Annotated in this window: 13 protein-coding genes; 6 read left to right on the top strand and 7 right to left on the bottom strand. The window is 69.3% G+C overall.

The features are described from left to right. Together ACSC1Q_RS29030 and ACSC1Q_RS29025 are read right to left on the bottom strand one after the other, a co-directional pair. Complete coding sequence (locus tag ACSC1Q_RS29030) at positions 1–2,004, bottom strand: hypothetical protein (protein WP_436761867.1); 2,004 nt, start codon at positions 2,002–2,004, stop codon at positions 1–3. A 42-nt stretch (positions 2,005–2,046) separates the two neighbouring features. Then, a complete protein-coding gene (locus tag ACSC1Q_RS29025) occupies positions 2,047–2,355 on the bottom strand; it encodes a hypothetical protein (protein ID WP_436761866.1) in 309 nt (102 codons plus the stop codon). A gap of 211 nt (positions 2,356–2,566) precedes the next feature. Between ACSC1Q_RS29025 and ACSC1Q_RS29020 the strand changes: the two genes are divergently transcribed. From ACSC1Q_RS29020 to ACSC1Q_RS29010, 3 genes are all read left to right on the top strand, one after another. Further along, positions 2,567–2,863: a hypothetical protein gene (locus ACSC1Q_RS29020; RefSeq protein WP_436761865.1), complete on the top strand. Its 297-nt coding sequence runs from the start codon at positions 2,567–2,569 to the stop codon at positions 2,861–2,863. Between the two features lie 154 nt (positions 2,864–3,017). Next, a complete protein-coding gene (locus ACSC1Q_RS29015; RefSeq protein ID WP_436761864.1) occupies positions 3,018–5,075 on the top strand; it encodes a phosphocholine-specific phospholipase C in 2,058 nt (685 codons plus the stop codon). 54 nt (positions 5,076–5,129) lie between these two features. Continuing rightward, complete coding sequence (locus ACSC1Q_RS29010) at positions 5,130–5,486, top strand: MmcQ/YjbR family DNA-binding protein (protein ID WP_436761863.1); 357 nt, start codon at positions 5,130–5,132, stop codon at positions 5,484–5,486. Between the two features lie 522 nt (positions 5,487–6,008). Here ACSC1Q_RS29010 and ACSC1Q_RS29005 read toward each other — a convergent pair. After that, on the bottom strand, positions 6,009–6,479 hold the full coding sequence (locus tag ACSC1Q_RS29005) for a hypothetical protein (protein ID WP_436761862.1): 471 nt from the start codon (positions 6,477–6,479) through the stop codon (positions 6,009–6,011). 641 nt (positions 6,480–7,120) lie between these two features. Then, complete coding sequence (locus tag ACSC1Q_RS29000; protein WP_436761861.1) at positions 7,121–8,371, bottom strand: amidohydrolase family protein; 1,251 nt, start codon at positions 8,369–8,371, stop codon at positions 7,121–7,123. 237 nt (positions 8,372–8,608) lie between these two features. On the opposite strand from ACSC1Q_RS29000, the gene ACSC1Q_RS28995 reads away from it, so the two are divergent. Beyond that, on the top strand, positions 8,609–10,189 hold the full coding sequence (locus ACSC1Q_RS28995) for an RICIN domain-containing protein (protein ID WP_436761860.1): 1,581 nt from the start codon (positions 8,609–8,611) through the stop codon (positions 10,187–10,189). A gap of 112 nt (positions 10,190–10,301) precedes the next feature. Here ACSC1Q_RS28995 and ACSC1Q_RS28990 read toward each other — a convergent pair whose 3' ends face one another. Beyond that, positions 10,302–10,556, bottom strand: a complete 255-nt coding sequence (locus tag ACSC1Q_RS28990; protein ID WP_436761859.1) for a hypothetical protein — start codon at positions 10,554–10,556, stop codon at positions 10,302–10,304. 203 nt (positions 10,557–10,759) lie between these two features. On the opposite strand from ACSC1Q_RS28990, the gene ACSC1Q_RS28985 reads away from it, so the two are divergent. Next, a complete protein-coding gene (locus ACSC1Q_RS28985; RefSeq protein ID WP_436761858.1) occupies positions 10,760–11,068 on the top strand; it encodes a hypothetical protein in 309 nt (102 codons plus the stop codon). Positions 11,069–11,345: 277 nt separating this feature from the next. On the opposite strand, the gene ACSC1Q_RS28980 is transcribed toward ACSC1Q_RS28985, so the two are convergent. Both ACSC1Q_RS28980 and ACSC1Q_RS28975 read right to left on the bottom strand, forming a co-directional pair. Next, a complete protein-coding gene (locus ACSC1Q_RS28980; protein WP_436761857.1) occupies positions 11,346–12,857 on the bottom strand; it encodes a pyridoxal phosphate-dependent decarboxylase family protein in 1,512 nt (503 codons plus the stop codon). Positions 12,858–13,115: 258 nt separating this feature from the next. Next, positions 13,116–13,373: a hypothetical protein gene (locus tag ACSC1Q_RS28975; protein WP_436761856.1), complete on the bottom strand. Its 258-nt coding sequence runs from the start codon at positions 13,371–13,373 to the stop codon at positions 13,116–13,118. A 1,004-nt stretch (positions 13,374–14,377) separates the two neighbouring features. Here ACSC1Q_RS28975 and ACSC1Q_RS28970 point away from each other — a divergent pair. Further along, entirely contained in the window at positions 14,378–15,958 is a 1,581-nt protein-coding gene (locus tag ACSC1Q_RS28970; RefSeq protein WP_436761855.1) for a vWA domain-containing protein, read from the top strand. Positions 15,959–16,211: the final 253 nt, after the last annotated feature.

Raw genomic sequence — 16,211 nt, 5'->3', positions numbered from 1 at the left:
TTACTTCCAGATTCTTATCTGTTCCTTGGCGTGTTCGCTTGTATGGAATCGTGTTGCGTCTTCGATCTTGTCATCAAGCTTGCCGTTGCCATCCATCCAACGTTCGTAAGGAACTAGTTTCTCTCGCAGTGCCTGCTCCCACTCTTTGCTGCCTTTCTGGGCTTCCAGCTTTGCTTCTGCAAGAAGTTCGTCGTAAGTCTTGAGGTCGCCGGTGCGCTTGCTGATGAGCTCGGCAGGAGGCTCGCTCGCCGGGTAACCGGCTTGGTGAAGGAGATGTGCCATGTCGTACTTCTGGCGCAAGACGAAGTCTGACCGTGCTCCAGTAGCTTCCTCGACTCGTGTCCCGAGATCGTCTGCCCAGCCGTCGAGCAGAGTACTGACACCGTACGCCTTGGTCAGTTCCCATCCCGTTTCGATAGCGTAATGTGCGAGGGGGCCCGCTAATGGAACGCTGTCGATCCCGAGGGAGACGGTGTTCTTAGCGATGTCACGGACCAGGTCGTCGGTGGCGTCCATCTCACCACGTACGTCCAGCGTGGCTTTGAATTCCAGAGCGGCGAGATCACCGAACATTTTTGCAATTTTTTGGAAGCGGTCACTCTCTGCTCGCGCGTCAAGTTGAGCGGCGGCTGTCAGCATGTCGTATTGGAACTTACCGGCGGTCGTATCGAAATCATCTGTAAGATGCTTTTCTCCTACAAAGGTCTGCATGAAGCGATAGGTATCGCCAGGGCTGAGGTAGAAAGATGGGGTCACATTGGGAAGGAGGGTCCAGTTTGCCGGGACGCCCATTCCGGAGGTCCGGTCCACGGCTTTGTCGAAACGGGCGCCCGAGGCCAGTTCATGGACATACGACTTTGCTATCACGCTCATGGAGTCCATGGCCGGTCTCGGAAGGTCTGCGCCAAAGGAAGCAGCGGCGCGGATGGCATCGAAGGCGAAGGCAGCGGCCTCTGGGCTGTGCTGGCCGGCCTTCTCGGTCTTGGCCTCGGTGCCCGCCTCCATTGCGCGCCCGAATGCGTCGGCCACCTCATCCCCGGTGCCCACGCCCTTGGCGTAGTCGAGGAACAATTTCATCTTGTCGGCCTGGCTGAGCTTGACGTCGGCCCCGCCCATCTTGGCGAAGGTGTCCCGTACGGCCGCACCGTCTCCGTCGAGCATCTCCAGGCCCATGGCGACCAGGTCGTCAGGCAGGTCGTACTTCTTGCCGCCCAGGGATCCGGCGCGCCACTCCTGCGCGGGCCTCTTCGCGAACTCGTCCAGGACCAGTGCGCGGGCCGCCGCGCTGCGGATGGACGAGGGGACGTTCGCGCCCTTGAGCAGCGCGAGCCGGTTCCACGCGACGATATTGCCGTCGACCGGTTTGACCAGATCTTCTTTGACCTTGGCGAAGGCCGGGACGAGGGTGGGGGCGTTCAGGGCCGCGCCGAGGGCTTTGCTGAAGGTGGAAAGGTCTTTCTGGGCGGTCTTGCTGCCGCTGGCCGCGATGATGCTGGGCAGCGCGTCCCGGATCTTCGGCGACAGGAGGGCGAAGAAGGCGGCGGCGGCCTGGGGGTTTTCGGCGAGTTTGGCGACGTCGTCGATGTGCTCGTGGATGAGCTTGGCCTGCAGGTCGCTGTGGAAGTTCACCAGGATGTCGTCGCCGTACATCCTGGCCAGGCCCTGGGCGAGGTCGTAGTCCTTCAGCTCGTCGGGGAGGCGGATGAGCCCCTGCCCGCCGACCGCCGTCGACGCCGTGCCGCCCGCTCCGCCCAGCTCCGGGGCGCCGTCGCCCAGGGCTTTGATCAGGTCGATCCGGCCGTGGAGCATGGAGACCTGCCTCCCGCCCCAGTCGGCGATGTCGGTGATCTCCCGGAGCGCGGGGGTCTCGACCCCGTTCTGGCGGAGCTTTCCCTCGAACTCCCTGCTGAACGCGGTCAGCCGGTCGGCGGCGCCGCGCAGGGAGGTGGCGAGCTGCCCCATCTGTTCGGGGTCGATGCCGCAGAACTCGGCGTTCGGTGTCATGGAACGTTCCCCCTCAAGATCACGACCTCACGGTCATGACGGTCACGTGCGTCCGGCCATCTCCCTGCGCATGGCGTTCGCCTCGGCCTCGGTCACCAGCGGAGGGGAGCGGCGCAGCTCCTCCTCGACCGCGTCCACCACGCTCTGGGCGAGCCGTCCGAGCCGTTGGTGCCGGTCCTCCAGCTCGGTGGTCCAGGTGGCGGCCGTCGGCCCCGTCCAGACCTGTCCCGACCGCATCGCCGAAGAGGCGCGCTGGTACGCCTGCCGTACCTCGTTGGCCCGGTATTCGGCTTCGGCGAGCAATTGCCGCAGCCGTTCGTGCCGGGGGCTGGGCACCATCCGCTCGGTCACGCCACCCCCGCCCTTTATCTTGACCCCGTGAAGAAGGAAAAAGTCGCATACCAGAGTAGGTATTGATCGTCTAAGTCGGCAAGTCCCGTACTTGGCCGGCATAGCGCTCCTTCCTCTGTGGCCACGGCCATACGAGCGGACGGAACTGGTATTTCGGTCATTCCCTCTCATGCTGGAGTGGCTACTCCACCCAACACCATCGGAGTAACGCATGTCGCTGTTCGAAAAGCATATCGACGCGATAGAAATCGCCGTCAAGACCGCGTACTGGATGTGTTTCATCGTCGGTTTCGTGCTACTTCTCGCCGGTCACGTGACCATGCTCATGGCCATCGCGATCGGCGTCATCTGGCTGTCCCGCCTCACCTTGTACGAGATTCGGCGGACCCGGACGCGCTGGGACCGCAGGAGCGCCGAGGAGTCGGAACTACGCCGCGAGCAGCGGCGTGAGTACCGTGAACGAGAGCTGCGCCTCCAGATCCGGCGGCCGCGGCGACCGGACAATTGATCACACGCGGCCGTCCCGGTCATCCATCGACCGGGCCCGCGCCACCGCGGCGATGAGCGCGGACAGGGCGGCGGGGCCGCGTCCCAGGTGTAGGAAGGAGGAAGCCGGGTTGTTAGGTTGAGGCTTGCCTGAAATGCCGTTAAAGGGATGCTCAATGTCGGCACCGTCCGTACTTCCCCCCTCTCTCGTGCGCCTGCTGGCGCGGCCCGTACCTCCCGGAACCCTCTCCGACCTCAAGCACGTCGTCTTCGTCATGCAGGAGAACCGGTCGTTCGACCACTACTTCGGCCGGATGCGCGGGGTGCGTGGCTACGAGGACCGCAACGCGGTGTCCACCCGGGCGCTGCGGCCGGTCTTCGAGCAGGACGGGGTCCTGCCCTTCTCCCTGAGGGAGGCCGCCGGGCGCGTGGGAGCCGACCCGATGCTGCTCGACACCCACGACCACAGCTGGCTCGGCACCCAGAACGCCTGGGCGATGGGCTGGAACGACGCCTGGGTGCCCAACAAGGGCCCGTCCACGATGGCGTACCACGACCGCCAGGACATCCCGTTCCACTACGGGCTGGCGGACGCGTTCACGATCTGCGACGCCTACCACTGCTCGGTGCTGAGCTCCACGACGCCGAACCGCAACTACCACGTCTCCGGCCACACTGGCCACGAGCCCGGTACCGAACAGCGGGCCGTCGACAACGGCGCCTGCGAGGAGGACGGGCACCCCGGATACTCCTGGACCACGGTGCCAGAGCTGCTGACCCGGGCCGGACACTCCTGGCAGGTCTACCAGGAGTGGGACAACTACCAGTGCAACAACCTGGAGTTCTTCGCCGCGTTCAAGGTGGTCATGGCGAAACTGGGACAGAGCAGCATGCACTCCTTCTACGAGAAGGTGCGCGCGTCCGAGGACCCCGCGCCGATGCTCGCCGAGCTGGAGGAGAGGGTGGCACGCCTCGATCCGGCCGACCGGCTGCTCCACGACCGGGCGCTGCGCCGCACCCGGACGGGCGGGCTGGGCGACTGGTTCGCCGCCGACGTGGCGGCCGGACGCCTCCCCGCCGTCTCGTACGTCGTGACCTCGCTCGCCGACTCCGAACACCCGGAGGGGTCCTCGGCCGTGGAGAGCGGGAAGGTCGTCTACCGGATCCTCGACGCGCTGGCGTCGAGCCCGGAGGTGTGGGCGAGTACCGCGGTCTTCATCACCTACGACGAGAACGACGGCTTCTTCGACCACGTACCCCCGCCCGTCCCGCCGGAAGGCACTCCGGGGGAGTTCGTCGCCGGACGGCCCATCGGGCTGGGCATGCGCGTCCCGATGATCGTCGTGTCGCCGTGGAGCGTGGGGGGCCATGTCTGCTCCCAGACGTTCGACCACAGCTCGACGGTCCGGTTCCTGGAGACCTGGCTCGGCATCAGGGCCCCCGACATCAGCGCCTGGCGGCGGACCGTCGCCGGGGACCTCACCTCCGCCTTCGACTTCGCCCGCCCGGCGGCGTGGCCCACACCGGACTCGCCGGAAACACCAGGAGCGCCGGGAGCGCCGGAAGTGTGGGAAGTGCCGGTTTCCGGTGTCCCGGAGAGCGCCGGGGTGCCGGCGCCCACCCGGGGAGCCCTGACCGGCCGCTGGTACCCCGAGGCCCCCGCCGAGCAGCGGATGCCCGGCAGGGAACCGGGTGTCAGGCCCGCTCGCGCGCTGCCGTACCGGCCGGAGGCCTCGGCGCGGACCAGTGGCCGCGCCGTCGAGATCGCGATGAGCAACACCGGTACGGAGAGCGCGCACCTGGCGCTGTACGGCTACATGGGGGAGCTCGTCCGGCCGCTGCATTTCGACGTGCTCGGCCATGCCCGCGAGGTGGTCTACTTCCCGTGTCCCACCTACGCCCTCGTCCTCACCGGGCCGAACGGCTTCCGCAGGGAGTTCCGGGGCGGGACGGACGACCCGGTGGAGACGTCCAGCCTGATCGACGCGGCCACGCGGACGATCGAGATCGCCGTCGTCAACATCGGTGACGAACCGGCCGACGTGACGATCTCGCCCCTGGCCTACGGCGGGACGGCGCGGACGCTGCGGCTCGCGGCAGGGGAGACCGCGCGGGTGCCGTGGCGGGCCGCGACCGGATGGTACGACCTGTGGCTCACCGTCGCCGGGGACACCGGCTTCGCCCGCCGCCTGATGGGACACATCGAGAACGGCGAACCCGGAATCACGGGCTGACGGCCGCCGGGGATTCAGGGAGAAATGTCGGTGCGCTCTGGTAGACCGTGGGCCATGGGTGTGAGCGTGGATGAATTCCTGGAGATGTTGAAGCAGCTGCCCGAGACCCAGCAGAGCGACGGCGGAGACTGGGTCTCGCTGAAGGTGCGCGGCAAGGGCTTCGGCTACCTGTGGGAGAAGACGGAGACCGTGGGGCTCAAGGCGACGATCGACGAGCAGATCGCGCTGGTGGCGGAGCGGCCGGAGGTGTTCGAGGTCCAGTTCACCATCGGCCGGTTCGGCTGGGTCGTGGTGCACCTCGCGAAGATCGACGCGGATGAGCTGTTCGAGCTGGTCACCGAGGCCTGGTGCCTGACGGCCCCTAAACGGCTCGTCGACGCTCACGAAGCCGCGCACCAGCCGTACGCGTAAGGAGCGGGAGGAGTACGGGAGGCGCGGGGATTCGACGGCGTGCGCGTGCGAAGGCGCGGGGGATTCCGCGGTGACCGGTTTCGTTTCGCGGCGACGCCGCACGCGGGCGAGCTCGCCGGGCACGGGGTGCCACGGTGCCGCGACACTGGGCGCGAGGCGACGGGTGCCACGACGCCGGGCATGAGGCGACAGGTGCCGCGACGCCGGGCACGGAGCGACGGGTGGCCCGCCCCCGAATGCTCGGTGGGCGGGTCGCCCGTCGTCGGGAAGGATTTTCCGCGAGCCTGGCCGGGCCTACCTCGCGGGGAGGCGATCGTGTGATCCGGCCTGCCTCACGGTGAGGCGAGCGTGCGGTCCTGGCCTGCCCTGTGAGGGCGCGGGTCTGCGGACCGGATCCGCCTCACGGTGAGGTGAGCGTGTGCCCACGGGTCATGAGTCACGGGTTACGGTGACGGCCTTCCGGCCTCCTGGCCGCCGGTGGCCGGTGGCCGGTGGCCGGGTCGGTCACCCGCCGGCCGCCCGTCAGTTGTTGATTCCGCGGCCAGTGCCGCTGCCGCCGATGCTGTCGCTGATGCCGCCGCCGACACCGGCGCCCCTGCCGGTACCGACACGCTCGCGCCCGCGCTCGCTCATGCCCTCGCGCCCGCGCTCGCGCCTGTCTTCACGCGTGTTCTCGCGCCTGCGCTCGCCTCTGTTCTCGCGCATGTTCTCGCGCCCGCGCTCGCGCCTGTCCTCGCGCATGTTCTCGCGCCTGCGCTCGCCTCTGTCCTCGTGCCGGTAGTCCCGTCCGTACTCGCGCCGGTACTCGCGCCGGGCGCGGCACCTGTCGGGGTTCTTGTGCTCACGGCAGGGCTTCAGGACGGAGGAGGTACTGGCCGGGGTGCTCGTGGCCACGGTGCCAGCAAGGGCGGACGAGGTCGGCATCGCCGCGGGGACGATGAGAGCGGAGGCCATCATGGCTCCGGCTGCGAGGGCGTTCCTGATCATGGTCATGGCAGATCACTCCACGTCGAATCGGTGTCGAATCGGTCGAGCCCTGGGCGATGCCCGGGCTGGCGGAGCGCCGTGCCGCGCCAAGGACGACGTCGACACGATGCGTAACCTACCCTCACGGTAAGTGGGGGGAGTCGCGGGAGTCTGCTAGTGGAGCCCAAAGCCTTGGGGCGGTCAGATTACCCGGGGGTAGCGGAAAGGAACGGGAAGGGGACGATCGGTGACACTCGGCTACCGGTGCCCGCCGAAGGCTCGCGCCCCGAAAGGATGCCATAGGCGGCGGAACCGCCAGGGTTCAGTAGATCACCTTCGTCCGAGCGCCTGTTTTCGCGGGAAGAATCCCGTTGATCCGGGGTCTGCGCGGCGTCCGGGTGCCGGTTTCCCCGGCTTCGCGCGTCCGTCGCCCTGCTGGTTTTTCCGGCTTCGCGGGTTCGTCATCGTGCTGGTTTCCCTGGCCTTGCCCGTCCCCGCCCGTCCCCGCCCGTCTTCGCGTCTCCGCCCGTCCCCGCTCGTCCCCGCTCGTCTCCGCCGTCTCCGCCGTCTCCGCCTGTCTCCGCCCGTTCGTCGTCGTGCCGGCCTCTCCGTCCCTGGCCGGTGTGGCGTTCGGGCCGGTGGGCCCCGGTGTCCGGCGTCCGCGCCCGTCAGCGGGGAACGCCGGGGCCGAAGGAGGTGTGCAGGGTGGACGAGGCCACGACCCGGCCCGCGACGACGACGTGCCGGGGCGGGGCGTGCCGGGTCAGGGCCTCGCGGAGGGTTCGTCCCTCCAGGACGACCAGATCGGCGGGTGCCCCGGGCTCCAGGCGGTTGACGGGCAGCCCGGCGACCCGGGCGGCGTCGACGGTCACCATGTCGTACAGCCGCTCCAGGGCGGCGTCGGTGCGGGCGTCGAGCAGGTGTGCCGCGAGGAAGGCCACCTCCAGGAGATTGTGCCTCCCGAACGGGTAGTAGGCGTCCTCGATGTCGTCCTGGCCGAGGGCGACCGGGACCCCGGCGTCGGCCAGCCGGAAGACCGGCAGGTGGAGCGGCCCGGTGTGCGGATCGCTGACGAAACCGAGTCCCGCGGCGCGGCACAGCCCGGCCAGGCGGCGCAGGTACGGCTCCGGGTAGAGCGCCATCGCCCTGGCGTGCTGGGCGCTGCCGCGTCCGATCATGTTCCGTTCCAGCAGTTCCCGCGCCAGCATCTCGGCCGTGCGCAACCCCGGATCGCCCGCGTCGTCGACCAGCATGGCGACGCGCAGGCCGTGCCGCCGGGCGAGGTCGACCATGCGCCTCACGTGCTCGGCGGCGTCGGCGTCGGTCCACTCGATCCAGGGGATGCCACCCACCACGTCCGCGCCGAGCCGTACGGCCTCGGTGACGAGTTCCTCGGTCCCGGGTTCGCGGAGCAGGCCGTCCTGCGGGAACGCCACCACCCGCACGTCGACCAGGCCGCGGAACTCCTCGCGCAGCGCCAGCAGCGCCTCCAGCCCGGTGAGCCCCGCCTTCGGGTCGATGTCCGCGAAGGCCTGCACCGCCCGGACACCGTGCCGTACGGATTCCAGGAGCACCGGCCGGGCGCGTTCGAGGACGGATCGCACGGTCTGGCCGGTCTTGACGGCGGCGGCCGTCTCGATGGCGCCCATCGCGGCCCCCATCGCGCCCCCGGTGTACTCCGAGAGCGCGGCGGGCCCGGCGGTGTCGAGGGTGTGGACCTTGCACAGGTGCAGGTGGGCGTCCACGAACGGCTCGGTGACCAGGGCGCCGTCGGCGTCGAGGGTCACGCCGGTCGCCGGGCCGAGATCGGGGTCGTCCTCGGCGACGAGGCCGATGAGCCCGCCCGTGGCGGCCAGAGACCACCTGCCGGGACGGCCGCGCAGGGTGGCGTTCCTGATGAGGAGGTCCGGAGTGTCCATGACAGCACGGTAGAAGCATGCCGCGAGGACCGTGACGGCCAGACCTGCCAAGCCGTCGCCCGTAACCGGCTGTCCAGGTGAAAGTTTCCGGGATCGTTGACAGCTGGAAAGCGCTTTCCTATGGTGTTGCTTGTCCGCCGACACGGACGTGTTCACACATGTGAGCGGTGCGCACTCGCTGGGGGGAATCCGGAGCGCAGGTCACCCAGGCCTGCCGGACCAGCAAGGAGTTCGGCTGTGAAGAGCAGATTCGTCATGAGGGTCGCGGCCGTCGTCATCGTCGGCGCGGCCGCCGCGTCCGGATGGGCGTTCGGCACCTCCGCCGCCGCGGTCGATCCGGCACCCGGCGCCTACACCCTCGTCAACGCGAGCAGCGGCCTGTGCCTGACCGTCCCCGGTGCCAGTGGCTCCGACGGCGTGCAACTCACGCAGTCGGGCTGCGGCGCCACCGGCCAGACCTGGAACCTGACCGCCTCCGGAAGCGGATTCCAGCTCAAGGCCGCGCACAGCGGCCTGTGCGCGGGTGTCCAGGGCGCGAGCACCTCCGCCGGCAAAGCTGTCCAGCAGGAGAGCTGCTCGGGAGCCTCCTCCCAGACGTGGAACCTGACCGAGTCCGGCTCGAACTACCGGGTGGTCAACGCCAACGGCGGCAAGTGCCTCAACACCAAGGACAACTCCACCTCCCCCGGAGCCCTCGTCCAGCAGAACTCCTGCGACACCGTCGCCACCAAGCAGTGGCGGCTCGCCCCCGCGGGCGGCGGCCCCGGCCCGACGACCACCCCCACCCCCGGCCCGACCCCGACCCCGACGCCCACGATCACCCCCACCCCCGGGAACCCGGGCAACGCGAGCGGCCTGGTGGGTTTCGCGACCCTCGACAAGTATGGCCGCAACGGCACGAACGGCGGCGCGGGCGGCCAGACGGTGACCGTCGGAAACTACGCGCAGCTGGCGGCGGCCGTCGCCGACGACACCCCCCGGATCGTCCGCGTGTCGGGCACGATCACCGGTGGCGGCGCGGACATGCTGGACGTCGGGTCGAACAAGACCGTCATCGGCGTCGGGACGAACGCGACGATCAGCGGGTTCGGGCTCGACGTCAACGGGTGGGGCCCGGAGGAGGTCGCCTGGGGCGGCGACCTCTGCGACCCCGCCGAGCGGGACAGGTTCACCCACGTGCAGAACGTGATCATCCGGAACCTCTCGTTCAGGAACTCCCCGGACGACTCCGTCAACGTGCAGTGCTACTCCCACCACGTGTGGATCGACCACAACACGTTCTACCCGGCCGCCGACGGCTCGGTGGACATCAAGCGGGGATCGGACCTGGCGACGGTCTCGTACAACCGCTACGTCGGCACGGACAAGTCGATGCTGCTGGGCCACAGCGACAGCAACGGCTCCCAGGACACCGGCTACCTGAACGTCACCTACCACCACAACTGGTTCGACGGGTCGAACACCCGCCACCCGAGGGTGCGGTTCGGGTACGCCCACGTGTTCGCCAACTACGTGGACGTCAACGACTACTTCATCGGCCTGGGCGTGAACGGCAGGATCTACGCCGAGAGCAACCACGTCAAGGGCGCCAAGACGATCACCGAGGACTTCGGCAACGCGAGCCTCACCTGGGCGGGCAGCAACTACTACGACATCGCCACGATCCGGCGGGCGCAGAGCAGCGGCAGCACCATGAGCGACTGGCTGCGCGCCGACGGAGCCGTCTCGCGGCCGTCGTACTCCTACTCGGCCGGATCCGCGTCGTCCACCCCGCCGTCGGCGGGCGCCGGAGTCGGCGGCGCGGACACGATCCCCTAGGAGTCCTGTCCCCTGACGGCCCTGTTTCTTAGCGGTTCCGTACAGGTCGGGACCACTGCGCCCGATCCGGCCACCCCGGTGGCCGGATCGGAGGTGCTGGGCTCAGCTGGGCTCAGCGGCCGAGGCTGTCCAGGTGTTCCAGGAGGACCTGGACATGCCGGGTCTCCGGATGGTCGGGACCGAAGACGGCGGCAAGATCGGGAAGCAGGGCGCGGAGATCGGCCCGCGCCCTGTCCCGATCCTTCCCGATCCTGTCCCGATCGCCCGTCTTGACCAGCGGCTCACGGATCTCCCGCCGCAGCTCCGGCGTGAAGGCGTCGTGTCCGGCCGGCGAGGCCTTGACGTCGGCGAAGGACCGGTCGAGCAAGGTTGTGCCGGGATAGGCCGGAAAATGCCGGCGATCAGCTCCGAGACACCTATTTCGAGCGCGACCACCACCGAGAATTCACCGAGATCCCATCTTTGTCAGTAAATTACACAGCCAATGTCAATATCAAGCACTATGGCTGGGAAGCTACAACCACATTACCTGTCATCGTCATAAACCATCCCATGTCTTACCTTTCAGATATGTTCAATCGACCCACAAGGGTCGCGGAAGTAAGGGGTGACATGGGAAAGAAAAAGAAGACCCCCTTGGCTCACGACATCATCGACGCCGTGGCCACGGTCGCCGGTTCAACGGTCGGGGTGAAAGTCGTGGCCCTCGGAGTGGCCACCGGGCAACCGGTAGCCGGAGCGCTCGGCGGCGCCTACGCGGGCAAGAAGGTCCGGGACGAGATCAACAGCCTGAAGACTCCCGAAGGCCGCGAGAAGTGGGGCAAACGTCTGGACAACCTCGGCGAGAACACCCGAAACAATCCATGCCCCGGAGCTTGACGCTCGGCACGCGCGTAATCTCGGCACAGGCACACACAAGATCCCTCCTGTCGCCGAGTAGTGCGAGATAGACACCGGACGGCCGGAGACCTCATTCCGCAGAGCCGAAGTCTCCGGCCGTCCAGGACCCGCTTGGAGTCGAGGTCACAAGGTCACGGATTCCTCCACCTCCTCCGCTTCCTCCGAATGGTTCCCCGTCGCCCCGGGGTGTCGGCGCCTCGTGGGCGCCCGTGCTCGGCACGGGTTCCAGACGCGCGCGAGGATCGCCGCGACCGCCTCATGGCCGGGAAGCGACCTCCTGGAGGATCTTCGCCACCCGTTCCACGTCGGCCTCCGTAGTACGCCAGTTGCTGAACGCTGCACGCAGCGCGGGCACCCCCTCGTGGACGGTCGGCGTGAGGAAGGCCTCGCCGGACGCGGTGATCGCGTCGACCACCTCGTCGATCCGGGCGGGGGAGGGGGAGCCGGTGAGGGTGAAGCAGACCACGTTGAGCCGGACGGGGGCGAGCAGCCGGTAGGCGGGCATCGCGGCGATCCGCTCGCCGAGCCCGGCGGCGAGGGCGACGTCGCGCCGGACGATCTCCGCGTGCCCCTCGCGCCCGTACGCGGCCAGGGTGAACCAGGCGGGCAGCGCGCGCAGGCGCCGGGAGTTCTCCGGCGTGAGGTGCACGAAGTCGGGGTCGTCGCCCACCGGGCCGAGGTAGGCGGCGGAGTTGCGGAAGACGCGGGTCTGCAGGTCGCGGCGGCGGGTGAACTGGATCGCGCTGTCATAGGGCACGTTCAGCCACTTGTGCAGGTCCACGCAGACCGAGTCGGCCTCGCCGAGGCCCGCGACGAGGTGGGCGTGCCCCGGGGAGAGCGCGGCGAAGGCGCCGAACGCGGCGTCCACGTGCAGCCAGAACGGGTGGTGCTCGCGCAGGGCCGCGATGGCGCGCAGGTCGTCGAAGTCGACGGTGTTCACCGTGCCGGAGTTGGCGACCACGATCGCCGGGGCTCCGTCCAGCCGGTCGAGCTCCTCGGCGAGCCGGGCCACGTCCACCGCCTCCCGCCCGGGCAGCAGGCCGACCCGCCGGATCGCCGACCGGCCCAGCCCGAGCATGGACAGCGACTTGACGACGCTGGAGTGCGGGCTTCCGGACAGCACCGTCACCGGCCCGAGCGCGGCCACGCCCTCCTCGGCCACCGACACGCCGCGCCGCTCGCCCAGCCACTCCCTGGCGATCGCCAGGCCCGCGAAGGTGGACATGGTCGCGCCGCTGACGAACGTCCCCTCGTGCTCGGACGGCAGGCCGAAGAGATCGCGCAGCCAGGCGACCGCCTCCCGTTCGAGGTCCGGGGCGAGCGAGTCGAGGCCCGAGGTGGGGTTCTGGTCGAGGGTGCCGGTCAGCCAGTCGCCCGCCAGCGCGGCGGGCGTCACGCCTCCCGTGACGAAGCCCAGATAGCGGGGGCCCGCACCGGCCGCGAAGCCCGGCTCCCACCGCTTCGCGAACTCCTCCATCGCCCCCTCCAGGCCGATCCCCGCCTCCGGCAGGGGCGCGGGCGCGGGGCGCACCGGTGCCCGCGCCACCGGTCGATCGTCGAGCCCGCCGAGGAGGCGCACCGCGTACGCTCGGGTGGCCTCCAGCAGCTCGGGGACGCGGGCGTGGTCGGCCCCGAGCGACCCGCGTGTTCCCCCTGATGTCCCGGTTTCCTCCGGTGCGCCGATTCCCTCCGGTATGCCGGGCAGGTGGTCGCCAGCGGGCGATGATCCGGGAATGCGCGGGGTGCCCGCTTCGTCTCTGGCGTCCATTCTCCGACGCTACGACGCCGGCCGGCCATCTGGCGAACGGCCCGGGACCCGGGTGCGGACGGCGCCCTCCTGCGCCGCCAAGACGGCCTGGCGCCGTGGCTACGCCCCGGCGGCGCGTCCGGCGAGAGCCTCACGGGGAAGGCCGGGACGAGGCCCGGCCTTCTCTCCTTCGGCCTCGCCTCGCCCCGGCTGACCCGCTCCGGAGGCCGTACGTGGTGGCGCGGCCCCGCGCCGTGGTCAGGTGTCGAGAAGTCGTGGTCAGGCCAGGAAGGAGATGGACGGGCGGACCCGGCCCGCCTCGCACAGGGCCCAGCGCATCCGGCTCGCGTACGCCTCCGGGTGGTCTCCGGCCTCCTGGGCGACGAGGGCGGCGCAGTCGGAGAGATCGGCGTGGCAGGCACGGATCCGGCCTTCGATGATCATGCGAACCTGGTCCGGTGAGGGGTGGTCGGAGGCCTGCAGCGTGGAGACGAAGAGGAGCTGTGCCAGGTCGGACACGTTCATCAGGGTCGTCATCACGTGATCCTTTCCCGGGAGGCGCGGAGGTCCTGCGGAACCTCGATCGCGTCCCCGTCGGTAGTTCGGCCCGTGTTCACCTTCTATCGTCTCTCCCGGCACTGACATTTTCGCCCCTTAGCCGACCCCTGGGACCCCTGTTTTCCGGCGAATAATGAGATGTGATGCGCGGCGGCGGTCGCTACCGTTGTAAACGCCTCGGGGTTCGGAAACGAAACCGGTCGTCCAACGCGAGAAGAACATCGTGGGAAGAGCATGATGAAAGAGCATCGCGGAAGCACGCCGGAGCCGTCTCCGGAATACGAGGCCCCGACAACTGGATACGCGCTTCCCCGGTGCGAAGGCAGCGGTTACTTCGCTCTCCAAAGCGAGGGTCCGGGTTCGACTCCCGGCTCCGGCCTCGGCCGGTGTGGTGTAACGGCAGCACGTCAGAGACCGTGGCCGATCTTGATCTCGGGGAAGACCATGAATTCATATCGACCTCCCCGGTGCGAAGGCAGCGGTTACTTCGGTATGGGACCGAGTGGTCCGGGTTCGACTCCCGGCGCGCCGCCCGACTCGTGCGGCGTGTGGTGTAAGGGCAGCACGCTTTCGTTCCGTCGCCGGCTTCGATCTCGGGGAGGTTCGGTGAAACGTCCACGCGCCTCCCGGTGCGCCGGTCGCGGTTACTTCCAGGTTCGATTCCTGGCGGCTCCACTCAGCGGGGCCGCCGCCCGCCAGGCCGGGCGACCGCGGTCACCTCGATCTCGGGAGGCGTACGGCCTCACACACGTGCCCGGTGCGCAGGGGAGGGTTACTTCCACTGTTAACGGGGCGGTCGCCGGTTCGAGTCCGGTCGCGGTTCCGGCCGCGTAGCTCAGCCAGGAAGAGCACCTTGTCACCTTCCTCGCCTTCGACCTCGGGCACGCCGTGTGAAGCACGTCCAGACGAAGAAGACGAAGAAGGAGCACTCCCGGCGCGCGGCCCACGGGTGACGTACGGAATTCGCAGAGAAAGGCCCGTCCATGTCCAAGTTCAACACCGCGACCAACCGGCCGGCCGTCTCCAGCCCGGTCAGGACCGAGCGTGTTCCCTCCGGGCTCACCCACGAGGGCGCCCCCGGATACGCCCGCGACGCCAAGGGCGAGCTCTTCCTCCTCGCGGTGTCGAACATGGTCGGCGAGAACACCTTCTACGAGAAGGCCGGTGACCGCGACGACCGGTTTCGCCGGCTCGTCCACCAGGTCGCGGTCGAGGACGGCGAGTGGATGGCCCGCTTCCTTCCCTGGCTGCGCGGTGAGGCGAACATGCGGACCGCCTCGCTCGTCGCCGCGCTGGAGTCGGTCAGGGCGCGGCTCGCCGGGGGCCTGCACGGCCTCAACCGGCAGCTGGTGGACGGCGTCCTTCAGCGCGCCGACGAGCCCGGCGAGGCCCTCGCCTACTGGACGTCCACGTACGGGCGGGCGATCCCCAAGCCGGTCAAGCGCGGCGTCGCCGACGCCGTCCGGCGCCTGTACACCGAGCGCGGCCTGCTCAAGTACGACACCGGCGCCAGGGGCTTCCGCTTCGCCGACGTCATCGACCTCGTCCACCCCGCCCCGGCGGCGGACAAGGCGTGGCAGGGCGAGCTGTTCGCGCACGCCCTGGATCGCAGGCACGGCCGCGACAAGCCGATCCACGACGCGCTGGCGACGCTGCGCGCCCGCGCGGGGCTGGCGCTCCTGCCGGTCGAGTCGCGACGCGCGGTCCTGGCCGACCCCGGACGCCTGCGCGCCGCGGGCATGACCTGGGAGGCGCTCGCCGGATGGCTCCAGGGCCCGATGGACCGCGAGGCGTGGGAGGCGATCGTCCCGTCGATGGGCTACATGTCCTTGATCAGAAACCTGAGGAACTTCGACGAGGCCGGTGTCTCCGACGAGGTGGCGGGACGAGTCGCCGCGAAGCTCGCCGACCCCGGTGAGGTCGCCGGGTCGCGGCAGCTGCCGTTCCGGTTCTACTCCGCGTACCGCAACGCGCCGAGCACGCGCTGGGGTCACGCCCTGGACAGGGCGCTCACGCTCGCCACGGGAAACGTGCCGTCGTTCGGCGGGCGCACCCTCGTCCTCGTGGACACGTCGGCGTCGATGACCTCCGGCGCGGTCTCGGCACGCTCGACCGTCACGCCCGTCCAGGCGGCGGCGCTGTTCGGGGTGACGCTCGCCGCCCGCGGCGAGCGGGTGGACCTGTACGGATTCGCCGACGGCGTGTTCCGCCACAGGATGGGCCGGCGCGCGTCGGTCCTGAGGGAGATGGACCGGTTCTGCGGGCGCGTCGGCGAGGTCGGCCACGGCACGCAGATCGCCGCCTCGCTCCGGCGCGCCTACCGCGGGCACGACCGGGTCGTCATCCTGTCCGACATGCAGACCATGAGCGGCCACTACGGCGACGAGGTCACCCGCGCGGTGCCGGAGCGCGTCCCGATGTACGGCTTCAACCTGCAAGGTTACCGGCGGGCGGCGATGCCGACCGGCTCGGGCGACCGCCACGAGTTCGGCGGCTTCTCCGACGCGTCGTTCCGGCTGATCCCGCTGCTGGAGAGGGGACGCGACGCGAGCTGGCCGTTCTGACCCGGGCAGCCGGTCCGCCCTTCCCGGGCGCGGCCGGCTCGCTCCGGCCGTCACCACGGCCCGGCCGGACGCTTCGGCGAGGCGGTCGGGCCGACGTCGATCAGGCAAGAGGTCAGGAAAGAGATCGGGAAAGAGATCGGGGGGGAGACCGCCTGACCGATATCCGCCCGGCCGTCCGGTCGTCGTGATCTTTACTGGGTTTCATCGCAACTGTGTTCACATCTGTCACGCGGGTGAGCGCCCGTTTCGCGAA

The sequence above is a fragment of the Streptosporangium heterodermiicola genome (genome assembly GCF_051390675.1).
In the GTDB taxonomy this organism is placed as follows: Bacteria; Actinomycetota; Actinomycetes; order Streptosporangiales; family Streptosporangiaceae; genus Streptosporangium.
This window is presented reverse-complemented; position numbering and strand designations above follow the sequence as displayed.